Annotated in this window: 22 protein-coding genes and 1 tRNA gene; 18 read left to right on the forward strand and 5 right to left on the reverse strand. The window is 72.8% G+C overall.

From position 1 onward, the window contains the following. From fdh to selB, 6 genes are all read left to right on the forward strand, one after another. Window positions 1-3,201: formate dehydrogenase (fdh, locus tag ABTW72_RS28115; RefSeq protein ID WP_350863684.1), on the forward strand; the 3,201-nt coding region annotated here is incomplete at its 5' end. Beyond that, entirely contained in the window at window positions 3,191-4,303 is a 1,113-nt protein-coding gene (locus tag ABTW72_RS28120) for a 4Fe-4S dicluster domain-containing protein (protein ID WP_350863687.1), read from the forward strand. The genes fdh and ABTW72_RS28120, both read left to right, overlap by 11 nt. Further along, window positions 4,300-5,553: an NrfD/PsrC family molybdoenzyme membrane anchor subunit gene (nrfD, locus tag ABTW72_RS28125; RefSeq protein ID WP_350863690.1), complete on the forward strand. Its 1,254-nt coding sequence runs from the start codon at window positions 4,300-4,302 to the stop codon at window positions 5,551-5,553. Before ABTW72_RS28120 ends, nrfD begins: the two co-directional genes overlap by 4 nt. A 13-nt stretch (window positions 5,554-5,566) precedes the next feature. Then, window positions 5,567-5,662, forward strand: a tRNA-Sec gene (locus tag ABTW72_RS28130). Between the two features lie 23 nt (window positions 5,663-5,685). Further along, window positions 5,686-6,990 (forward strand): L-seryl-tRNA(Sec) selenium transferase, encoded by a 1,305-nt coding sequence (gene selA, locus ABTW72_RS28135; protein ID WP_350863693.1) that lies wholly within the window; start codon window positions 5,686-5,688, stop codon window positions 6,988-6,990. Between the two features lie 2 nt (window positions 6,991-6,992). After that, complete coding sequence (gene selB, locus ABTW72_RS28140; protein WP_350863696.1) at window positions 6,993-8,747, forward strand: selenocysteine-specific translation elongation factor; 1,755 nt, start codon at window positions 6,993-6,995, stop codon at window positions 8,745-8,747. Between the two features lie 26 nt (window positions 8,748-8,773). Here selB and ABTW72_RS28145 read toward each other — a convergent pair whose 3' ends face one another. Continuing rightward, window positions 8,774-9,814, reverse strand: a complete 1,041-nt coding sequence (locus ABTW72_RS28145) for an NAD(P)-dependent alcohol dehydrogenase (protein WP_350863698.1) — start codon at window positions 9,812-9,814, stop codon at window positions 8,774-8,776. Window positions 9,815-9,909: 95 nt separating this feature from the next. Here ABTW72_RS28145 and ABTW72_RS28150 point away from each other — a divergent pair, with 95 nt between their 5' ends. The 5 genes from ABTW72_RS28150 (at window position 9,910) to ABTW72_RS28170 (ending at window position 13,201) form a co-directional block, all read left to right on the forward strand. Next, the gene (locus tag ABTW72_RS28150) at window positions 9,910-10,518 is read left to right on the forward strand and encodes a TetR/AcrR family transcriptional regulator (RefSeq protein ID WP_350863701.1); all 609 of its coding nucleotides are present in this window, start codon (window positions 9,910-9,912) and stop codon (window positions 10,516-10,518) included. 70 nt (window positions 10,519-10,588) lie between these two features. Then, on the forward strand, window positions 10,589-11,329 hold the full coding sequence (locus ABTW72_RS28155; protein ID WP_350863704.1) for a hypothetical protein: 741 nt from the start codon (window positions 10,589-10,591) through the stop codon (window positions 11,327-11,329). 58 nt (window positions 11,330-11,387) lie between these two features. Further along, a complete protein-coding gene (locus ABTW72_RS28160; RefSeq protein WP_030327722.1) occupies window positions 11,388-11,585 on the forward strand; it encodes a hypothetical protein in 198 nt (65 codons plus the stop codon). Window positions 11,586-11,664: 79 nt separating this feature from the next. After that, a complete protein-coding gene (locus ABTW72_RS28165) occupies window positions 11,665-12,942 on the forward strand; it encodes a hemolysin family protein (RefSeq protein WP_350863707.1) in 1,278 nt (425 codons plus the stop codon). A gap of 73 nt (window positions 12,943-13,015) precedes the next feature. Beyond that, window positions 13,016-13,201 (forward strand): hypothetical protein, encoded by a 186-nt coding sequence (locus ABTW72_RS28170; RefSeq protein WP_036410487.1) that lies wholly within the window; start codon window positions 13,016-13,018, stop codon window positions 13,199-13,201. 5 nt (window positions 13,202-13,206) lie between these two features. On the opposite strand, the gene ABTW72_RS28175 is transcribed toward ABTW72_RS28170, so the two are convergent. After that, complete coding sequence (locus tag ABTW72_RS28175; protein ID WP_091397931.1) at window positions 13,207-13,857, reverse strand: hypothetical protein; 651 nt, start codon at window positions 13,855-13,857, stop codon at window positions 13,207-13,209. Window positions 13,858-13,991: 134 nt separating this feature from the next. On the opposite strand from ABTW72_RS28175, the gene ABTW72_RS28180 reads away from it, so the two are divergent. Then, window positions 13,992-14,195 (forward strand): hypothetical protein, encoded by a 204-nt coding sequence (locus ABTW72_RS28180; RefSeq protein WP_091397934.1) that lies wholly within the window; start codon window positions 13,992-13,994, stop codon window positions 14,193-14,195. Window positions 14,196-14,204: 9 nt separating this feature from the next. On the opposite strand, the gene ABTW72_RS28185 is transcribed toward ABTW72_RS28180, so the two are convergent. From ABTW72_RS28185 to ABTW72_RS28195, 3 genes are all read right to left on the reverse strand, one after another. Next, entirely contained in the window at window positions 14,205-14,681 is a 477-nt protein-coding gene (locus tag ABTW72_RS28185; protein ID WP_210783814.1) for a hypothetical protein, read from the reverse strand. Beyond that, window positions 14,678-14,890 (reverse strand): phosphatidylethanolamine-binding protein, encoded by a 213-nt coding sequence (locus tag ABTW72_RS28190; protein ID WP_088948250.1) that lies wholly within the window; start codon window positions 14,888-14,890, stop codon window positions 14,678-14,680. The genes ABTW72_RS28185 and ABTW72_RS28190 overlap by 4 nt, the downstream gene beginning before the upstream one ends. A gap of 99 nt (window positions 14,891-14,989) precedes the next feature. Continuing rightward, window positions 14,990-15,871 carry a universal stress protein gene (locus ABTW72_RS28195; protein WP_350863711.1) on the reverse strand — a complete coding sequence of 294 codons (882 nt, stop codon included), beginning with the start codon at window positions 15,869-15,871 and terminating at the stop codon, window positions 14,990-14,992. 112 nt (window positions 15,872-15,983) lie between these two features. Here ABTW72_RS28195 and ABTW72_RS28200 point away from each other — a divergent pair, with 112 nt between their 5' ends. The 6 genes from ABTW72_RS28200 to ABTW72_RS28225 all read left to right on the forward strand — a co-directional run bounded on the left by ABTW72_RS28200 (window position 15,984) and on the right by ABTW72_RS28225 (window position 20,689). Next, the gene (locus tag ABTW72_RS28200) at window positions 15,984-16,730 is read left to right on the forward strand and encodes an SAM-dependent methyltransferase (RefSeq protein WP_350863713.1); all 747 of its coding nucleotides are present in this window, start codon (window positions 15,984-15,986) and stop codon (window positions 16,728-16,730) included. Between the two features lie 71 nt (window positions 16,731-16,801). After that, entirely contained in the window at window positions 16,802-17,974 is a 1,173-nt protein-coding gene (locus ABTW72_RS28205) for a PP2C family protein-serine/threonine phosphatase (protein ID WP_350863715.1), read from the forward strand. A gap of 56 nt (window positions 17,975-18,030) precedes the next feature. Further along, window positions 18,031-18,492 carry a MarR family winged helix-turn-helix transcriptional regulator gene (locus tag ABTW72_RS28210; protein WP_112673330.1) on the forward strand — a complete coding sequence of 154 codons (462 nt, stop codon included), beginning with the start codon at window positions 18,031-18,033 and terminating at the stop codon, window positions 18,490-18,492. A gap of 294 nt (window positions 18,493-18,786) precedes the next feature. Further along, a complete protein-coding gene (gene clsA, locus ABTW72_RS28215) occupies window positions 18,787-19,419 on the forward strand; it encodes a cardiolipin synthase ClsA (RefSeq protein ID WP_112673328.1) in 633 nt (210 codons plus the stop codon). Continuing rightward, entirely contained in the window at window positions 19,416-20,360 is a 945-nt protein-coding gene (locus ABTW72_RS28220; RefSeq protein WP_350863719.1) for a DUF881 domain-containing protein, read from the forward strand. The genes clsA and ABTW72_RS28220 overlap by 4 nt, the downstream gene beginning before the upstream one ends. After that, window positions 20,357-20,689 (forward strand): small basic family protein, encoded by a 333-nt coding sequence (locus tag ABTW72_RS28225; protein ID WP_030327710.1) that lies wholly within the window; start codon window positions 20,357-20,359, stop codon window positions 20,687-20,689. Before ABTW72_RS28220 ends, ABTW72_RS28225 begins: the two co-directional genes overlap by 4 nt. Window positions 20,690-20,696 lie beyond the last annotated feature (7 nt).

Consider the following 20,696-nt stretch of genomic DNA (forward strand, 5'->3'; position numbering starts at 1 on the left):
GGTGCTGCGGCGAAGTCCGACGGGTCCCGCGCGCTCACCGCCCGCACCGACACCGCCGATTCGATGGCCCGGTCCGTCTGCCCGTACTGCGCTGTGGGTTGTGGTCAGCGGGTGTTCGTGAAGGACGGGCAGGTCAGTCAGATCGAGGGTGATCCGGACAGCCCGATCTCGCGGGGTCGGCTCTGCCCGAAGGGTTCGGCGAGCAAGAGCCTGGTCACCAGTCCGCTGCGGCAGACCACGGTCCGCTACCGCCGGCCGTACTCGACGCAGTGGGAGGATCTGGAGCTCGACACCGCGCTCGACATGATCGCCGACCGGATGCTCGCGGCTCGTGAGCAGACCTGGGAGGACGTCGACTCGCAGGGCCGGCCGCTCAACCGGACGCTGGGTTTCTCCAGTCTGGGTGGGGCGACGCTGGACAATGAGGAGAACTACCTCATCAAGAAGTTGTTCACCGCGATGGGGGCGCTCCAGATCGAGAACCAGGCCCGTATTTGACACTCCGCCACCGTCCCCGGTCTGGGGGCCAGCTTCGGTCGTGGCGGTGCGACGGATTTCCAGCAGGACATCGCCAACGCTGACGTCATCGTCATTCAGGGTTCGAACATGGCCGAGGCGCACCCGGTGGGCTTCCAGTGGGTGATGGAGGCCAAGCGTCGGGGGGCGAAGGTCTTCCACGTCGACCCGCGGTTCACCCGTACCAGCGCGGTGGCTGACTCGTACCTGCCGATCCGGGCGGGCACCGACATCGCGCTGCTCGGCGGGGTGGTGCGCTACATCCTGGACAACGAGTTGGACTTCCGGGAGTACGTGCTGTCGTACACCAACGCGGCGACGATCGTGAGCGAGGAGTTCAGCGACACCGAGGACGGCGACGGGTTCTTCTCCGGGTTCGACCCGGAGACCGGCACCTACGTGCAGGACAGCTGGCAGTACGAGGGCAACGAGGGCTCCTCCGGCAGTGGGCACACGGCCAAGGAGCGCGACAGCGCTTCCGGGCTGGAACACGAGTCGCACGGCGCGCAGGTCGACGGGGACACCCCGCGGGACGAGACGTTGCAGCACCCGCGCTGCGTCTACCAGATCCTCAAGCGACACTTCTCCCGCTACACCCCGGAGATGGTCGAGCGGGTCTGTGGCATTCCACAGGACAAGTTCCTGGAGCTGGCTGAGGCGTGGACGCGAAACTCCGGTCGGGAACGCACGGGGATGCTGATCTACTCGGTGGGCTGGACGCAGCACAGTGTGGGTGTGCAGTACATCCGCACCGGCGCGATCATCCAGCTCCTGCTCGGCAACATGGGTCGTCCGGGTGGTGGGGTGATGGCGCTGCGCGGTCATGCCAGCATCCAGGGCTCCACCGACATCCCGACGCTGTTCAACCTGCTGCCGGGTTACCTGCCGATGCCGCACCACGCCGACCACCCGACCTTCGACGAGTGGGTGGACAGCATCCGGCACCCCGGCCAGAAGGGCTTCTGGGGTAACGCCGGATCGTTCGCCGCCAGCCTGCTGAAGGCGTACTGGGGTGACGCGGCGACACCGGAGAACGACTACTGCTACGGCTATCTGCCCCGGCTGACCGGTGACCACGGCACCTACCAGCAGGTGCTGAACATGATCGACGGGAAGATCAAGGGGTATTTCCTGCTCGGGCAGAACCCGGCGGTCGGGTCGGCGCACGGCCGGGCGCAGCGTCTGGGCATGGCCAACCTCGACTGGCTCGTGGTCCGCGACCTGTTCATGATCGAGAGCGCCACGTTCTGGCAGAACGGCCCCGAGGTCGCCACCGGGGAGATCGTGCCGGAGGAGTGCCGCACCGAGGTGTTCTTCCTGCCCGCCGCGTCGCACGTGGAGAAGGAGGGCACGTTCACCCAGACCCAACGGTTGTTGCAGTGGCGGGAGAAGGCCGTCGAGCCACCAGGCGACGCCCGCTCCGAACTGTGGTTCTTCTACCACCTGGGCCGCAAGCTGCGGGAGAAGCTGGCCGACTCACCGCTGCCGCGCGACCGCGCGCTGCTCGACCTCACCTGGGACTACCCCACGCACGGTCCGCACGCGGAGCCGAGCGCCGAGGCGGTGCTGCGCGAAATCAACGGGTACGACGTGGCCACCGGCCGTCCGCTGTCCAGCTTCGCGGAGGCCCGCGCGGACGGCTCCACCGCCATCGGCTGCTGGATCTACACCGGGGTGTACGCCGACGGCGTGAACCAGGCGGCCCGGCGCAAGTCCCGACACGAGCAGGACTGGGTGGCCGCCGAGTGGGGGTGGGCCTGGCCGGCGAACCGACGCATCCTCTACAACCGGGCGTCCGCCGACCCGGACGGCAACCCGTGGAGTGAGCGCAAACGGTACGTCTGGTGGGACGCCGAGAAGGGCGAGTGGACCGGTCACGACGTGCCGGACTTCGAGAAGACCAAGCCGCCGTCGTACCGGCCGCCACCCGGCGCGTCCGGGACGGAGGGCATCGCCGGCGACGACCCGTTCATCATGCAGGGTGACGGGAAGGGCTGGCTGTACGCGCCCAGCGGTGTCCTGGACGGGCCGCTACCGACGCACTACGAGCCGGTGGAGTCGCCGGTGCGTAACCCCCTCTACGGTCAGCAGGCCAACCCGACCCGCAAGATGTACGCGCACCCGGTGAACTCGGTGAACCCGAGCCCGCCGGAGCAACACAGTCAGGTGTTCCCGTACGTGTTCACGGTCAGCCGGCTCACCGAGCACCACACCGCCGGCGCGATGAGCCGGATGGTGTCGCCGCTGGCCGAGCTGCAGCCGGAGATGTTCGTGGAGGTGTCCCCGGAGTTGGCCGTCGAACGCGGCCTCGCCCACCTGGGCTGGGCGCATCTGGTCAGCGGTCGTGCGGTGATCGAGGCGAAGGTGCTGGTGACCGACCGGCTCACCCCGTTGCGCATCGAGGACCGGTTGATCCACCAGGTCTGGTTGCCGTACCACTTCGGTTTCGAGGGTCTGGTGACCGGCGACTCGGCCAACGACCTGTTCGGTATCAGCCTGGACCCGAACGTGCTGATCCAGGAGAGCAAGGTGGGCACCTGCGACGTGCGGCCCGGCCGCCGGCCGACCGGCCCGGCGCTGCTGGACCTGGTGGCCGACTACCAGCGGCGCGCCGGGATCAACCCGGGCCACAACGCCCCGGCGGTCACCACCGACAGCGAGGGAAAGGAGCACGGTGCTTCCTGACCCGAACAGCCTGTACGGTCCGCTGGACCCGGCACCTGACGCGGGCTACGAGAACGCGCCGCCGCGGATGGGGTTCTTCACCGACACCAGCGTCTGCATCGGGTGCAAGGCCTGCGAGGTGGCCTGCAAGGAGTGGAACGGCGTCCCCGAGAGTGGGCTCGACCTGCTGGGCATGTCGTACGACAACACCGGCGCGTTGACCGCGAACTCGTGGCGGCACGTCGCGTTCATCGAGCAGCCCCGGCCGGCGGGTCACCGCACGCCGCCGTTCGCGGGGACGCCGACGGACGGTTCGGTCAGCGCGGCGTCGGCGGCCGCGGCGGCCGGAACCAGCGAGCGCACCGGCACGGACCCGGGTCTGCCGACCGGCACGCCGTCCGCCGCCGCCCGGATGGCCGGGGGCGGGCCGGCGGACGTGCTCGGCGCGATCGCGGCCGAGCCGACCGCCGCGGGCCGGGGTGACGCGGGGCCGCAGTTCCTGGGGATGCCGGGGGCGCAGCCACCGGGCCGGGGGTCCGGGCCGGAGGGGCGAACGGATTTCCGGTGGTTGATGATGTCGGACGTCTGCAAGCACTGCACGCATGCGGCGTGCCTGGACGTCTGCCCGACGGGTTCGTTGTTCCGCACGGAGTTCGGCACGGTGGTGGTGCAGGAGGAAATCTGCAACGGCTGCGGCTACTGCATCTCCGCCTGCCCGTACGGCGTCATCGACCAGCGCAAGGACGACGGCCGGGCGTGGAAGTGCACGCTGTGCTACGACCGGTTGGGCGCGGGCATGACACCGGCGTGTGCGCAGGCGTGCCCGACCGAGTCGATCCAGTACGGGGAACTGGACGAACTGCGTGAACGCGCCGCAGCCCGGGTGGCGACGCTGCACGAGCGGGGCGTCCCCGAGGCCCGCCTGTACGGGCACGACCCGAATGACGGCGTGGGCGGGGACGGGGCGTTCTTCCTGCTCCTGGACGAACCCGAGGTGTACGGGCTGCCACCCGACCCGATCGTGACCACCCGCGACCTGCCGAAGATGTGGAAGCGCGCCGGCCTCGCGGCTCTCGCCATGGCGGCGGCCACCGTCGCCGCGTTCGTCGGAGGTTCCTCATGACCCCACCGGGCCCCGTGGGCGACCGGTTCCGTCGCTTCCGGGAGCGGCTCGCCGCCGAGGACGGCGACCGACCGCAGGTGAGCGAGGACCGCCGCAGCGCCGCGAGCGGTGCGGCGGCCACGAGCGGCACCGAGGTCGCGAGCGGTGGCGATCATCCGAACGACAGGGGCGCCACTGCCAGTAGCCGCCGGGGCGACCTGACGGCGCGGCGGAGCACCGAAGCCGGGGGCAGGCAGGGCCGGCGGGGCAGGCGGCGCGGCGGCGGCGAGGAACTGCGGGTGCCGGAGGCCGAGTTCACCTCCTACTACGGTCGACCCATCCTGAAGGGGCCGGTCTGGAAGTGGGACATCGCCGCGTACCTGTTCACCGGAGGGTTGGCAGCCGGCTCGTCGCTGCTGGCCGCGGGCGGGCAGCTCACCGGGCGGCCCGCGCTGCGGCGCGCCGGTCGGGTCACCGCGTTGGCCGCCGTCAGCGCCAGCGCCGTCTTCCTGGTGAAGGACCTGGGCCGGCCGGCGCGGTTCCATCACATGCTGCGGGTGGCCAAGCCGACCTCGCCGATGTCGATGGGCACCTGGATCCTCACCGCGTACGGGCCGGCGGCGGGCGTCGCCGCGATCGCCGAAGCGGCCGGTGTGCTGCCCCGGCACGGTCTGCTCGGGCTGGCCGGCCGGGCGTTGCCGCCGATCGGGCACGCCGCTGGGCTGCTCGCCGCCGGCACCGCGCCGGCGCTGGCCACGTACACCGGGGTGTTGCTGGCCGACACGGCGGTGCCGTCCTGGCACGAGGCGTACCCCGAGCTGCCGGTGATCTTCGCGGGCAGCGCACTGGCCAGCGGCGCCGGCGTGGGTCTGCTCGCCGCGCCGCCGGCCCAGGCCGGGCCGGCCCGGCGGATGGCGGTGGCCGGCGCGGCCCTGGAGCTGTACGGCGCGCATCGGGTGGAGACCCGCCTCGGCCTGCTCAGTGAGCCCTACCGGTTGGGTCGGCCGGGTCGGTTGCTGCGCGCCGGGCGGTTGCTGACCGCCGGCGGGGTGGCGGGTGCTCTGCTGGGTCGGCGCAGCCGGGTGGTCGGGGCGTTCTCGGGGACCGCGCTGCTGGCCGCGTCGGTGCTGACCCGGTTCGGCATCTTCTACGGCGGCGTCGCCTCGGCCCGCGACCCGCGGTACACGGTGGTGCCGCAGCGCGAACGGGTCGAGGCGCGGCGAACCGGCATGGATCTTCCAGCTGATCGGGCGGTCCCGCCCGCGGTGTGATCGAATGTCCGGTGGAGGCGTTCAGGCGGCTGGTGCCCCTCCCGGTCTTCAAAACCGGAGTGGTCCGGGACCCGGGCCAGGCGGGTTCGATTCCCGTCCGTCTCCGCCACACCGCTTGCAGGAGATGACGTGATGGGCGACGGCCCGGTGGACCCGCGACGTCGGGTGCCCCGTACGGACGCGCTGCTCGCCGACCCGGTGCTGGCCGCCGCCGCCGTCACCCTCGGCCGGGAGCGGGTCAAGGCGATCGTCTCCCACGCGCAGGGCCGCGCCCGCCGGGGGGAACTCGACCCCGACCAGGTACGCGACGCGGCGGTGGCCACGTTGCCCACGCCCGGCCCCCGGGTGGTGCTCAACGCCACCGGTGTCGTGCTGCACACCAACCTGGGTCGGGCGCCGTTGTCGTCCGCCGCGGTCGCCGCGGTGGTGGCCGCCGCCGGGCACACCGACGTCGAGTTGGACCTGGCCACCGGTCGGCGGGCTCGTCGCGGCCGGGGTGCGCTCGACGCGCTGGCCGCCGCGGTGCCCGACGCGGGCGCGGTGCACGTGGTCAACAACGGCGCCGCCGCGCTGGTGCTGGCCGCCACCGCGTTGGCCGCCGGCCGGGAGATCGTGGTCAGCCGGGGCGAGCTGGTCGAGATCGGCGACGGTTTCCGCCTGCCCGACCTGCTGGAGAGCACCGGTGCGCGGCTGCGCGAGGTGGGCACCACGAACCGCACCACCCTCGCGGACTACGCCGGCGCGCTCGGCCCGCAGACCGGCTTCGTGCTCAAGGTGCACCCGTCGAACTTCCGGGTCACCGGTTTCACCTCCGCCGTCGGGGTACGGCAACTGGCCACGCTCGGGGTGCCGGTGGTCGCGGACATCGGCTCCGGGCTGCTCGGCGCGGACCCGCTGCTGCCCGACGAACCGGACGCGGCCAGCACCCTGCGCGCGGGCGCCGCGCTGGTCACCGCCAGCGGCGACAAGCTGCTCGGTGGGCCGCAGGCGGGGCTGCTGCTGGGTGACGTCGAGGTGATCGAGCGGGTGCGTCGCCACCCACTGGCGCGGGCGCTGCGGGTGGACAAGCTCACCCTGGCCGCGCTGGCCGCCACCCTGCACCAACCGGACACTCCGACCCGGGCGGCGCTGCACACCGATCCGGGTGCCCTGCGTGAACGGGTGGAGCGGCTGCGGGACCGGCTCGGCGCGGACGGCCGCAAGGCGGAGGTGGTTCCAGCCGTCGCGGTGGTCGGCGGAGGCGGCGCCCCCGGGGTGGAGCTGGACTCGTGGGCGTTGAGCCTGCCCGAGCGGTACGCGGTGCCGCTGCGCACCGGAGACCCGCCCGTCCTGGGTCGGGTGGTGCGCGGCCGGCTCCTGCTCGACCTGCGCTGTGTGCCCGCCGACGCGGACGAGGCTGTGCGCGAGGCCGTGCTGCGCGTACCCGGGGAGGACTGAGCGTGTTCGTCGTCGCGACCGCCGGGCACGTCGACCACGGCAAGTCGACACTGGTCCGGGCGTTGACCGGGATGGAACCCGACCGGTGGGCCGAGGAGCGCCGCCGGGGGATGACCATCGACCTGGGTTTCGCCTGGACGACGCTGCCGTCCGGCGGCACCGTCGCCTTCGTCGACGTACCCGGGCACGAGCGGTTCGTGCCGAACATGCTCGCCGGGGTCGGCCCGGTCCCGGCGGCGCTGATCGTGGTGGCCGCCGACGAGGGCTGGATGCCGCAGTCCGCCGAGCACCTGGCCGCGCTCGACGCGCTCGGCGTCGCGTACGGCCTGCTGGCGGTGACCCGCGCGGACCTCGCCGATCCGCGGCCTGCGACGGCCCGTGCCCGCGCCGAGATCGCCGAGACCAGCCTCGGCGCGGTGCCGGCGGTCGCGGTCAGTGGCCTGACCGGTGCCGGCCTGCCGCAACTGCGGGAGGCCCTGGACCGGCTCGCCGCGCAACTGCCCGCGCCGGTGGTGGACGACCCGGTCCGGCTGTGGGTGGACCGCAGCTTCACCGTGCGGGGCAGCGGCACCGTCGTCACCGGCACCCTCGGCACCGGGCGGCTGCGCGTGGGCGACGAACTGGAACTGGCCGGCGCCGACGAACCGGTCCGGGTTCGTGGCCTGCACTCTCTGGGCGAGGCCCGACCGGAGGCGGCGGCGGTCGCCCGGGTCGCGGTCAACCTGCGCGGTACGCCCCGCGACCGGCTCGGCCGTGGCGACGCGTTGCTCACCCCGGGCCGGTTTCACCACACCGACCTGGTCGACGTCCGGCTCGCCGGCGACCCGGCCGCCGACCTGCCGGCCACCCTCACCCTGCACGTGGGGTCGGCGGCGGTGCCGGTACGGGTGCGCCCGCTCGGGCCGGACACCGTCCGGCTGCGGCTGGCCCGCCCGCTGCCGTTGCTGGTGGGTGACCGGGCGCTGCTGCGGGACCCGGGCCGCCACCACGTCAGCGGCGGAGTGCGGGTGCTGGACGTGGCACCCCCACCGCTGGGTCGACGGGGTGCGGCCGCCGCCCGCGCCCAGGTCCTCGCCGAGTTGGACGGTCGACCCGACCTGGCGGGGGAGCTGCGCCGTCGCCGGCTGATCCGGACCGGCGCGTTGATCCGGATGGGTGTGCCGGTGCACGCCGAGCCGGTGGCCGGTGACTGGCTGGCCGACCCCGCACACTGGCGGCGGCTCGGCGAGCGGCTGACCGAGGAGGTCGCCCGGCACGCGCGGGAACACCCGTTGGAGCCCGGGATGCCGGTGGACGCGCTGCGTCAGCGCCTCGCCCTGCCCGACCGGGTGCTGGTCGAGGCGCTGGTCCGGCCGCCGCTGCGGATCCACGCCGGTCGGGTCGGGGCGGCGAGCGCCAACGCGCTGCCCGAACCGGTGGCCCTGGCCGTGCAACGGGTCCGCGCCGAGTACGGCGACCGGCCGTTCCGCGCCCCCGAAGCGGACCGCCTCGTCGACCTCGGCCTGGGCCCCCGGGAGATCGGCGCCGCGGTGCGGGCCGGCGCCCTGCTGCGCCTGGCCGACAACGTGGTGCTGCTGCCCGACGCGCTCGACGACGCGGTCCGCGTGTTGGCCGGGTTGCCGCAGCCGTTCACCCTGTCGGCGGCCCGGCAGGCGTTGGACACCACCCGCCGGGTGGCGGTGCCCCTGCTGGAGTTGCTGGACCGGCGGGGCGCGACCCGCCGGCTGCCCGACGACGCCCGCATCGTCGTCACCTGAGTGCCGCGACCTGGCCAACCGCCCTGTCAGTCCAGGTCGGACATGTCGAGCACGAAGCGGTAACGGACGTCGTTTTTTCGGAGGCGGTCGAGTGCCGTCTCCACCTGCGCAGACGGGAGCACCTCGACGTCAGCGACGATGCCGTGGTCGGCGCAGAACTGGAGCATCTCGGCTGTCGAGCGGCGGCCTCCGCTGCCAGCGGAGCTGAGCTTCTTGCGGCCGACGAGCAGGTCGGTGGCCTGCACGTTGACCGGGCCCAGGTACCCGAGCAGGCTGAGGGTGCCGTCGATCGCCACCAGCTTCAGATAGGGAGCGAGGTCGTGCGGCGCGGAGATGGTGTCGAGGACAATGTCGAAGTTGTCTCGTGCCGTGGTCATCTGCCGGGTGTCGGTGGAGGCGATGAGGTCGTGTGCGCCAAGCCGTCGGGCGTCGTCGCGCTTGTCCTGCGTGCGGCTGATGACGGTGGTGGTGGCACCGAGTGCGACGGCCATCTTGACCGCGAGGTGGCCCAGGCCGCCGAGCCCGGCCACGGCGACACGACTGCCGGGGCCTACCCCTAGGGCGCGCAGCGGTTCCCAGACGGTGACGCCGGCGCACAGCAGCGGGGCGGCCGCGGCAGGGTCGAGGCCGGCGGGCAGCGGGTAGGCGAAGGCGTCGCGGACGACGTAGTCGCGGGAGAAGCCGCCAAGGGTGGTTGAGCCGTCCTGCCGGTCGGTGCCGCCGTAGGTGAGGGTCGGGAAGGAGTGGCAGAAGTTCTCCTGTCCCGCCGCGCACATCGCGCACCCGCCGCAGGAGTCGACGATGTTGCCCACCGCGACGCGATCGCCGATCGTGAAGGCGGTCACCTCGGGGCCTGTCTCGGTCACCACGCCGGTGAACTCGTGACCGGGCACCAGGGGCGCGTCCGCGCGCTGGTCGTGGTCGTTCAGGGCGTGCAGGTCGCTGTGGCACACGCCGCAGTGCTCGACCCGTACCGAGAGGTCGTCGGGGCGCAGGTCGCGGCGTTGCAGCGACGTCCGCCGCAGCGTCGTGGGGCTGGTCGCCTGCCATCCGGTGGTCGTCCGCATCGGTGAACTCCTTAAACAAACTGTTCGGTCTGTTTGACCGTAGACCCGACGGCGACGTATCGCAAACCAACCGTTCTGTTTGCTAGAGTACGGGTATGCCGGAGCAGCCCCTGACCTCGCGAGGCGCCGCGACCTACCAGCGCATCCTGGACGCCGCAACCGAGGAGTTCGCCCAGCACGGCATCGCTGGAGCGCGGGTGGAACGCATCGTGACCGCAGCGCGCACCAACAAGGCGCAGCTCTACGCCTACTTCGGCGACAAGGAACGGCTCTTCGACGCGATCTTCCTCAGCTCACTGGAGCGCATCACGAACGTCGTGCCGATCGACGCTGACGATCTTGCGGGCTGGGCCGTCCGCCTCTACGACGAATACCTGCGCCGCCCCGACCTCATCCGGCTCGCGACCTGGACACGACTGGAGCGCCGGCCCGCCGGGCACCTCGTCGAGACCCACCAGCACTATGACGATCGCAAGCTCACGGCCATCGCCGAGGCGCAGGCCGCCGGGCGGGTGCGCGCGGGTGACCCGTTCGACATCATGGCCCTGGTCATCGCCATGTCCATGGCCTGGTCGCCGGTCAGCAACGTCTACGCGGCCACCAACCAGGAGCCCGACGACGTCCATGGTCAACGTCGCGCTCTGCTCCGCGACTGCGTCCGACGAGCCATCGTCCCGACGGACCAGGACCAACCGGGCCGTTGACCGCCGCACGGCCGTCACTCGCGGCCGATCCGGGGCTGACAGCATTGCCCCGGGGTGCGACGGTGGACTGATGGTCGAGGAGGTCCCCACCCGGGCGCGGACCTCCTGCCGCCGGTGGCGTGCGGTCGTCCCGGTGGTGCTGCGCTGGGCGCTGCCGGTGCTCTGGGTGCTGTGGGCCGGTCTGGCGTGGTGGGTCGAGCCCCGCGAGTCGACCGAGGCCCAGCTCGACCGGGATCTCGCGGCCGGCCGGGTGGTGAGCTACCAGCGGGCGTACGGCTGGGCCGACGACGGCGCGTACTGGGGAAGCCGGCCGCGTGTGCAGTACGCGGCCGACGGGGGGATGCTGACCTGGACCGTGTCGAACGGCCAGAACCAGTACGCCGCTGGGGCGCCGCTCGCCTCGGACTCGTACACCGTCGGGCCGGACTCGTCGGCGAGCACCGGGTGGGACGCGCGGCGTGCCGCGGTCGACGATTCGTGGCAGGCCGGTGGCGGCACCGCGCACCGGATCGGGAGCGCCGCGGCTGTGCTCGCCGGTGTGCTGACAGTGCTGTGGCTGGGCCGGCTGATCGGTGGCGCGCCGCCGCTGGTCGGCACCCGGTGGTTCTGGTTCTGGGTCGGGCTCCTGCCGTTCGGGGTGGGTGTGCTGGCCTGGACCTACCGGGAGCTGTGGAGACCACCGCCGGTGCCGGTGCCTGGCCGGGGCTCGGGGTGGCGTGGGTTCGGCTGGCTGATCCTCGCCGCGGTCGGCATCAGCCTCCTGGTGTCCGTTGCCCGCATCGTGTTCGGGACGGCGGTGGTGCCGGGCTGAGCCGGCGATGCCGGGCCAACGCGCCCCGAGGTCGGCGACGGTCACCTACGGTGACGCCATGGACCCTTCGGCGGTCTGGCGGGACCGGCAGCACCGGTGGCGGATCGAGGCGTACCGGGCGCCGGACCTGCGCTTCGCCATCTACGCCACCAACGGCCCCACCGAGTCGGTGCCGCTGTGGCTGTTCGGGATGTCGGCGCTGGCCCGGTGGTTGATGACCCACGCCATCTCGCTGGACGACCTGGAGGTCGACTGAGCGGGGCGCGGTCCCAAACCGGGCCCGCGCCGCGTCCCGCTGCGGTTGAGTGACCTCAGGCGGCGGACGGGGGTACGCGATGGGCGGTCAGCTCGGGCAGTTGGCGTTGGTGGCCGTGCTGGTGCTGGTCAACGCCGCGCTCTCCGGCAGCGAGATGGCGCTGGTGACCCTGCGGGAGGGGCAGTTGCGGCGGCTGGGACGGCGCAGCCGCGCCGGCGACCGGTTGGTGCAGCTGTCGCGCGACCCGAACCGCTACCTGGCCACGATTCAGCTCGGCATCACCCTGGCGGGGTTCCTGGCCTCGGCGGCGGCCGCGGTGTCGTTGGCCGGGCCGCTGGTCGGGCCGTTGGGTTTCCTCGGCGGGGCGGCGCGTCCCGCCGCGGTGCTGCTGGTGACCGTGCTGCTGACGTTCGTCACGCTGGTGCTCGGGGAGTTGGCCCCGAAGCGGCTGGCCATGCAGCGGGCCGAGCGTTGGGCGCTGCTGAGCGCCGGCCCGCTGGATCTGCTGGCCCGGGTGTCCCGGCCGGCGGTGTGGCTGCTCAGCCGGGCCACCGACGCGGTCGTGCGGCTCGCCGGTGGTGATCCGCGGGCCAACCGGGAGGAGATGACCGAGGAGGAGCTGCGGGAGATGCTGGCCAGCCAGCGCGGCCTGTCGGCCCAGCAGCGGGAGATCCTGACCGGAGCGTTCGACATCGCCGGCCGGACGCTGCGGGAGATCCTGGTGGCCCGGCGGGAGGTGATGACGCTGCCGGCCGGGCTGGCCGCCGACGAGGGGGTCCGGCGGCTCGCCGCCGCCGGGCGGTCCCGCGCTCCCGTCACCGGCCCCGGCGGCCTGGACGAGGTGCTCGGGGTGGTGCACATCCGCGACCTGGTGCGGGCCGGCACCGCCCCGGTGGGTGAGCGGGTCCGGGCTCCGCTGCTGCTGCCGGTGACCCTGCCGGTCGCCGACGCGATGCGTCAGCTGCGGCAGGAGCATCAGCAGCTGGCCCTGGTGGTCGACGAGCACGGGGGCATCGACGGCATGGTGACGATGGAGGACCTGCTGGCCGAGGTGGTCGGCGAGTTGTATGACGAGACCGACCGGGACGTGCGCGGGGTCGTCCGGGAACCGGACGGGTCGCTGCTGGTGCCCGGCGACTTTCCGTTGCACGACCTGCCCGATCTGGGGGTGCGGCTGAGCTTTCCGTTGTCCCGGGACTACACGACGGTGGCTGGTCTGGTGCTGGCCCGACTGCGGCACCTGCCGGACTCCCCGGGTGAGACGGTGCGGCTGCCCGGGCTGACCCTGCAGGTGGTGGAGGTCGCCGACCGGGCGGTGCGCCGGGTGCGGCTGTGCGGGTTCGTCACCGAGCGCTGAGGGTTCACTCAGAAGGTTGACAAAAGGTCCAAAACGACACGGCTCCGACTGCGGTCCGCCTACGGTGCCAGACGTGAAGGACCGAGGGTTGCGTACGTTCGTCACGGTGCTGGCCGGCCTCGCGGTGATCTACTTCGGCAGCGCCGGCCGCAGCCCCGAGGAGGGCCGTGGCATCTCCGGCGGGGTGGTGGTCCTGGCGTTGCTCGCCGCCCTGCTGGTGTGGCACCTGACCCGCCCGGGGGACAAGACGGTCAAGTGAGCGCCTCAGCGGGCGGCGACTCGGGTGACCTCACCGGCGGACTCCTCACCGAGCGCCACCCGTACGAGCGCTGACGCGAGCCGGCCGAAGTCCGGTTCGTCGACGAGACCGGCGAGCCGGTCCGGGGATCCCGGCAGGCCCAGCCGCTTCGCCCCGGCCAGGGCCCGACGGTCGGCGTACGGGCGCACGTCCGACCAGACCGTCTGCGCCTCGCGCAGGTAGATGTCCGCGCCGGTGGGCCCGATGCCGGGGAACTCGGTGAGCCGCCGCCGCAGCCCGGCCGGGTCGCCCTGGGCCTCCCGGTGCAGGCGTCGCAGGTCACCGTGCCAACGGTCCAGGCACAGCCGGGCACCGGTGCCGAGCATGGTGGCGGTCCGCTCGTCGTAGCGGCGGTAGTGGCCCCGGCCCAGCGCATCGACGCGCTCCTGCCAACTGGCCGCCTCCATGGCCTGGGGGGTGCGGTAGCCGGCGGCGAACAGTTCCCGCGCGGCGTCCACCGCCACGCAGGCGCGGATCCGGGTGCTCAGCAGCGTGGTCAGCACCAGCAGCTGGTACAGCGGCCCAGGCCGGTCGGAGAGGCGGATGCCGGCCTCCTCCGCGTACGTGCGGCCACGCCGGTCGAGCAGCACCCGCACCACACTTCGATCGTTGCCCACCCCGCCGGGTTACCCACTTGAGGACCCGCTAGCCGTCGCACCGCTGACCACGGCCGGAATGCCACCGGGGCGGGCGGGTATGCCGGGGCGGGGAGGCGGTCGATGCCGCCCCCTTACCCGGAAGGGAGACACCGGTGGTCAATCCGCAGCAGGAAGAGTTCCGCCGCAACGCCAAGGGCGCCACCAGCCAGGACAGCAAGGGGCCCAAGCCGACCGGGCACCCGCTCAACCGTGGCTCGTCGCGGGGCGACGAGGGTCGACCGGTGCCCAAGGGGCAGGTGTCGCCGTACGGCCCGGCCGGCGAACCCGTGGCCGAGGACGACAGCGACACCCGCTGACCGATTGAGCTAACGACCGCGGGCTGGCGGCCGCCGCAACCTGTTCCAGGTGGCGGCGGCCGCCAGCCCGTACGCGAGGTGCGGGATGATGTCGGAGATCCAGTCGGAGCGCCGCCACGTACGCGGGTCGCTGATCCCGAGCACGGTGATCGACCCATCGGTCATGGTCATCACGCCCGCGCCGAGCAGACCGGTGGCCACCGGCAACGGCTGACGTCGACCACCGGCGTAGAGCGCGAACCCGACGCCCGCGGCGACACCCAGCCCGTAACCGATCAGCGGCCCGAGGCCCGAGCGGCGGTTGGCCGCCCGGGCCCCGTTCCCGAGGTCCACGTGCGCGATCCCGGCCAGCCGGTCGACGGTCTCCTGGGGGACGTCGCTCTCCGGCCGTCCCCGTAGCGCCATGTCGAGGTAGCTGACCACGTTCAGCGCGGTGCTGCCGACGGCGCCAGCGATCGCGCCGTCGGCCACGTCGACCGTCCTCACTTCGGGTCGCCCGGTTCGCGCTCGCTCTTCGGGCCGTACGTCCGCTCACCGCGCACCACGCCTCGTTGACCGCGATCCTCCTGGAGGATCCGGTTCGCGACCTGGTTGGCCTTACCGTCGGGTACCCGACGCCCGGAGTCGTCGATCGCGTTGCGCAACCGCGCGCGCTGCTTGTCGTACGCGTTACTGCCCGGCCGTGGTCCTGGCATCTGTGCCTCCTTCGTCGGTCTGGGCACCTGGTGCTGCCCACCGTCCGCTGGGCGTACCGCGGCCGTCTACCCGTCTGGTGGCGGACCAACCCCGGTGCGCTAGCGGGGCGCGCGGACCACGACCACCGGGCACTGCGCGTGGTGCAGCATCGACTGGCTCACCGACCCCAGCAGCAACCCGGTCACCTCGCCGCGCCCGCGCCCCCCGACGACCGCCAGTTGGGCGGAACGGGACGCCTCGGCGAGCACGGTGCCGGGTCGGCCATGCACCACCTGGCAGGTCAACCGCAGACCTTGGTGGTCCTCGGTGAGCCCGGTCAACCACCCGGCGATCATCCGCTGCTGCTCGCCGTGCAGCTTCGCCTCGTCGTACACCAGGGGTTGCATGTCGCCCGGGCCGCTGCTGCCGGGGTGTCGGTAGGCGTGCACCGCCACCAGCGGCACGCCGAGCGACACGGCGGTCTCGGCGGCGAAGTCCGCCGCCCGCCGGGAGGCGTCCGAGCCGTCGACAGCGACCAGGACCGGCTCGTCGGGTCGTTGCGTGCCGCGCGCGACCAGCACCGGGCAGTCGGCGTACGCGGCGACCTGCACCGCGACCGAGCCGACCAGCAGCGCGGAGAAGCCGCCCAGCCCGCGATCGCCGAGCACGATGAGCGCGGCGGTGGGGGATTCGCCCACCAGCACCGCGGCGGCCTCACCGTCGATGATCTCGCCGGAGATCGACAACCCGGGCACTGTCGCCTCGGCCTCGCGCACCGCGGCCTCGACCAGCTCCTCGGCCCGATGACGCAGTCCGCCGCCGGGCGGCGCGTCCGGGGCGGGGGAGACCGGTACGTGCAGCAGCGGCCAGATGAAGCCGTGCACGACCCGCAGCGGTCGGTGCCGGCGCGCCGCCTCGGTCGCGGCGAGGCGCACGGCGCGCAGCGCCGACTCCGAGCCGTCGACGCCGACCACCACCGCCGCGTTGTTCGCCGAGTTCACCGCCCACCTCCGCTCGCGGCCAGTATCGCGGGCCCGGACGCCCTCGCGCCGCGATACCGCTGAGTGCGTCCCGGTCGGTACGCTGGCGACGACCGGGGAGGGAGCGCCGCCGATGGATGAACCAGACCAGCCGAGCACCGCTCGGATGATCGATTTTTGGCTCGGCGGGCAGCATCACTTCCCCGTGGACGTGGCCGCCGCGAACGCCTTCGAGCAGGCGTACGGGCCGTGCGCACCGGTGTTCCGCGAACTGCGGGCGTTCCTGGGCCGGGCGGTGCGGGCGATGGCCGCCGACGGCGTGGACGGGTTCCTGGTGTTCGGCGCCGGTGTGCCGACGATGGGCAACGTGCACGAGGTCGCCACCGACGCGACAGTGCTGTACACCGACGTCGACCCGGTCACCATCCGACTGGGACAGAGCATCCTCGCCGGCAGCGACCGGGCCGGCTACGGCTTCGGCGACGCGACCGACATCGGCACTGTCGACCCGGCGCAGCTGCACCGTTTCGTGCCGGGCTGGGGTCGGCGGCCGGTCGGGGTGGTCTTCCTCGGCCTGGCCGCGTTCCTCGACGACGCCACGCTGACCCGTACCCTCGACGAGCTGTACGCCGCCGCGGCGCCGGGCAGCCTGCTCGCCGTGGACTTCGACACCGAGGAGCTGGCCGGCCACCCGCAGGCGCTGGCCATGATGGGCCCGCAGTTCCGGATGCGTCCACCGGCGGCGTTCGCGCCCCTGCTGGGTCAGTGGGCGCCGACGGCGGACGGGATCGTCCCGGTCGCCGAGTGGCGGCCGGACGGCCCGCCGGCGCGGGTGCCCGACGCGTTCCACGGTGTGCTCGCAACCCGCGCGGGTGACTGACCGCGCCGATCGTCCGTCCGGGGGCGTCCGTATGATGCTTGCCCTATAGCAAGCTTCTGGGGAGGACGACGATGGTAGACGCGCCGGACGTGGTGTCGCGCGCGTTGCGCGAGGCTCCGCCCGACCAGTTGGCGGAGGCGGCGGACCGGGCGATCCGGTCCGCGATGGGCGCGCTGCGCACCGACGTCTTCGTCGCCGACTACCGGATCAGCGGCCTCTGGCCGGTGCTGGACCCGGACCTGCCGGCGGGCGGCTTCCTGGCCTGCCACACCATGGCGCAGCGCTGCTTCAGCAGCCAGCAGCCGGTACGCGACGGTGAAGGCCCCTGCCGGCTCTACCTGCCCTTGACGGTGTGGGGGGAGCGGCTTGGCGTGCTGCTGATCGAGCTTTCGACCGCAGCGAACGCGACGGTCACCGGTTGGGCGACGGACATCGCCGGCGCTCTGGCCGTGGCGATGCGCGCGGCGGACCGGGAGACCGACCGTTACCGGCGGGCCCGCCGTCGGGAGCGACTGACGATGGCCGCCGAGATGCAGTGGGATCTGCTGCCCGGCCGTGGTGTGTCCCACCACGCGTTCGAGCTGGCCGGCCAGCTCGAACCGGCGTACACGGTCGGCGGCGACCACTTCGACTGGTCGTTGGACGGCGACCGTCTCACCGTCACGGTGCTCAACGGCGAGGGCAGCGGGCTGGCGGCGTCCCTGTTGACCGCCGTCACGGTCAACGCGATGCGCAACGCGCGCCGCTCCGGTGGCGGCCTTGTGGAACAGGCCGAGCTGGCTTCGGACACGGTCTTCTACCAGCACCGCGGCGCCCGGCACGTGGCCACCCTGCTGCTCGAGGTGGACACTCGCGTCGGCCGGGTGCGGGCGGTCGACGCGGGCTCCCCTCATCTGTTGCGGATGCGGGGGTCCACGGTCGAGCCTCTGAAGCTGGATCAGCAGCTGCCGCTGGGCATGTTCGCCGAGACCCGCTACGAGCTTCAGGAGGTGCAACTCGCCCCGGGTGACCGGCTCTTCGTGGTCAGTGACGGGGTGTGGGCCGCCGAGCCGCCGGGTCAGGAGCCGTACGGGCAGCGGGTGATGGCTCGTTCCCTGCGCGCCACGCGGCTGCAGCCGCCGGCCGAGGCAGTTGGTACGGTGATGCGCGAACTGCACGCCTATCACGCGGATTCCGATCTGCGCGACGACGCCGTCGTGGTCTGTCTGGACTGGCACGGTCCGCGCGAACGGGGCACGGGGTGAGATTCGCCGCCGCGTTGCCGGGCGGGCACCAGCGCGACGACGGCAGGGGACATCAGGTGGAGCGACCTGCGGATCTCGCCGCGGCGATCGACGCGGCCGCCGGGACACTGATCGCCGTACTGGAGTCGGCCGCGTCGCGGCATCAGGTGCCGCCCACCCAGCTGAGAGTGCTGACGCTGATCTGCGGTCGCCCGGAGACCAACGTCAACGGGTTGGCGGAGTTGCTGGACGTGGTGCCCTCGTCGGCGAGCCGCCTGTGCGACCGGTTGGAGGCGACCGGGCTGTTACGTCGGGTGGCCGATCCGCGGGACCGGCGTGAGGTGCGGCTGGTGCCGACCGCCGCGGCGCTGACCCTGTTGGGGGAGCTGGCCGAGCGGCGGCAGCGCGCGGTGCAGGCGGTGTTGGACCGGATGCCGGTGCGGATGCAGCACGAGCTGTTGCTGGCGTTGGCCGGGTTCGCTCGGGCGGCGACGTCGGCGCCCGAGCAGCAGACCGATCCCGCCGTCCAGACGGCCTGAGCGTCGTTCCCTCTCCCACTGGTGTCCTAGGATGCTTTAGGCGTGGTGATCCACGCCACAGTGCGGCAGAGCCGCACCGACAGCACGCGGCGGCACCCGGCCAGCGAGAGGAGGCCCGATATAGTGGCAGCGCACCTACCCGGCCCGCGATCATCGAGATCGCGGGCCGCATCAGGGGAAGGGGCCCCGCCCGGGGCCGCAGGGGAGAGCCGGCGCTGGTCGGCCCGACAGCGCGTACGACCCTCAGCCGCGCCCGGCGCCGGCCGGGGGCCCGCGTGCCGTGGAGGAGGATCGGTGTCGCGTCGGCAGGCTCGGGCAGAGCAACCGCGGGACACCGGTGACGAGACTCCCGGCAACCAGGTGCTCACCCTGCCCAACCTGATCAGCTTCGGGCGGCTGCTGGGCGTGCCGCTCTTCCTCTACCTGTTCCTGGTGGCGCGGGCCGACGTCGCGGCGGTCGTGGTGCTGGCCATCGGTGGCACCACCGACTGGGTCGACGGCTGGATCGCCCGCCGCCTGCACCAGGTCAGCCGCCTGGGCGAGCTGCTCGACCCGCTCGCCGACCGGCTCTACATCCTCGCCACCCTGGTCGCCTTCACCGCCCGGGAGGTGGTGCCGTGGCAGTTCACCGCGGCGCTGCTGGCCCGTGAGGTGCTCCTGCTGGCCTCGCTGGCGGTGCTGCGTCGCTACGGGTACGGGCCGCCGCCGGTGCACTACGTGGGCAAGACCGCCACGTTCCTGCTGCTCGCGGCGTTCCCGGTGCTGCTGCTGGCCAGCGCGGCGACCGACGTGGCGACGGCGGCGAGCGCCATCGGTTGGGCGTTGGCCTGGTGGGGGCTGGTGCTGTACTGGGTGGCCGGCGGGATGTACGTCGTGCAGGCGGCCCGGTTGGTGCGCGCGGCGCGCGGTCCGGGAGCGGCGGCGTGAGCGCGCCGCGGCTGGGAAAACCCGGCCAGGACCGGGTGTACGCGCCGGACTTCCTCACCGAACTGTTCCGCAACCCGCTGGATCCGGGGTACGCCGACGCGGCTGCCGCGCGGCGGCGCTCGGAGGAGTCGGCTTCGGCGGGCGGGTGGCGGGCCTTGCCGGCACGGTCGGTGAGCCTGGTCGTGGTGGTGATGCTCGGTTTCCTGTTCGCTGTCGCGTACCGGCAGACGATGGCGGACGAGCCGGGCCGGAGCCAGGCCCGTTCGGGTCTGGTGACGCAGATCAAGGAACGGGAGAGCCAGACCGACCGGTTGTCCACGCGGGCGGATCAGCTGCGCGAGGAGGTTGGTCGGCAGCGGGACGCTGCGTTGAGCGGGTCGGCCGCCGCCCGGTTGCGCAACCTGGAGGCGAGCACCGGGCTGGGTCGGGTGCGCGGTGATGGTGTGGTGGTGCGGTTGGCGGACGCGCCGGACAAGGCGGACGCGGTCACCGGTGCCGGCGCTGGGCCGCCTCGGGTGCTCTACAGCGACCTGCAGGGTGTGGCGAACGCGTTGTGGAGTGCGGGCGCGGAGGCGATCGCCATCAACGGGCAGCGGTTGACGTCGACGTCGACGATCCGGTCGGCGGGTGAGGCGATGCTCGTGGATTTCCGGCCGGTGACCGGGCCGTACGAGGTGTCGGCGATCGGGCCGGGTTCGATGCGGCGCAAGTTCGAGGACAGCCGCAACGCGGCGCTGATGCGGAAGGTCGCGCAGGGGACGGGGTTGTCGTTCGGTGTGCGGGAGGCTGACGACCTCACCCTGCCGGCGGCGCCGGAGCCGCAGCTACGCTACGCCAAGCCGTCGGTCAGTCCGAGCCCTTCCGCGTCGGGTGTCCGTTCCGGCAGTCCCGGGTCGTCCGGTCCGGCGACGACTGTTAGCCCCTCCGGAGGTGGCCGATGATCGCGGTGTTGGCGTTGCTCGCCGGTGTGGTGCTGGGCGTGTGGCTTGATCCCACGGTGCCGGCGGCGTTGCAGCCGTACCTGCCGATCGCGGTGGTGGCCGCGTTGGACGCGGTGTTCGGTGGGGTGCGGGCCCGGTTGGACCGCATCTTCGACGACAAGCAGTTCGTGGTGTCGTTCATCTCGAACGTGCTGGTGGCTGGTCTGATCGTGTATCTGGGTGACCAGTTGGGGGTGGGTGGGCAGTTGTCCACCGGTGTGGTCGTCGTGTTGGGTGTGCGTATCTTCGGCAACGTGGCGGCGATCCGTCGGCACCTGTTCCGGGCGTAGGTTGGGT

Origin of the sequence: Micromonospora sp. NPDC127501 (genome assembly GCF_040302185.1) — a bacterium.
Classification (GTDB): domain Bacteria; phylum Actinomycetota; class Actinomycetes; order Mycobacteriales; family Micromonosporaceae; genus Micromonospora.